At 63.4% G+C, this 688-nt stretch carries 1 protein-coding gene; it reads right to left on the bottom strand.

Annotation, left to right across the window (positions count from 1 at the left end):
* Nucleotides 1-7: 7 nt before the first annotated feature.
* On the bottom strand, nucleotides 8-688 hold a 681-nt coding region (locus G8760_RS29700), incomplete at its 5' end, for an IS30 family transposase (RefSeq protein ID WP_166356437.1).

Here is a 688-nt window from a genome sequence, read left to right as displayed (position 1 = left end):
CCCGGATTCAAATCTGAAGTGCAACGGTTGGTGTGGCTGGGGTCGAGCATAGGTGGTTGAACACTTCGGCTGGGGTCTGCCAGCCGAGGACTTTGCGTGGCCGGTTGTTGATCTCGGTGATGATGTCGGCCAGTTCGTCGTCGGTGATGGTGTCGAGGCGGGTTCGTTTGGGCAGGTATTTGCGGATGCGGCCGTTGAAGTGCTCGTTGGTGCCACGCTGCCAGGATGAGTACGGGACGGCGAAGTAGGTCGGTACTGCGGTGGTGTCGGCGAGCTTGTAGTGCCAGGCGAACTCCGAGCCGTTGTCGGCGGTGATTGACTTCACCGCATGCGGGGGGAGTTCGTTGATCATGGCTTGTTGGGCGGCCAGGGTGGTTTGGGCTGTCGTGGCGCTGATCTTGGTGGCGACCAGGAACCTGCTGGTCCGTTCGACCTCGGTGTGCAGTGCCCCGGTGCCGCTGGCGCCAAGCACGCTGTCGGCCTCCCAATGACCGAACTCGGCTCGGTCCTCGATCACCGCGGGGCGCTGGTGGATCGGGATCCGGTAGCGGATCTGGGGTGCTCGGCGGACCTTGCGGGCGGGTCCTCGCTTGCGACGTTTGCGCTGTCCACGTGCCAGGTATTGCCACAGGGCCAGCCCACGTTGGACTGGTGAGTAGATCCACGCATAGAGGGTTTCGTGGCTGAC

The organism is Phytoactinopolyspora limicola, assembly GCF_011320225.1.
GTDB classification, from domain to species: domain Bacteria; phylum Actinomycetota; class Actinomycetes; order Jiangellales; family Jiangellaceae; genus Phytoactinopolyspora; species Phytoactinopolyspora limicola.
Note: the sequence above shows the minus strand (reverse complement) of the source record. Positions and strands in the feature narration are given on the sequence as shown.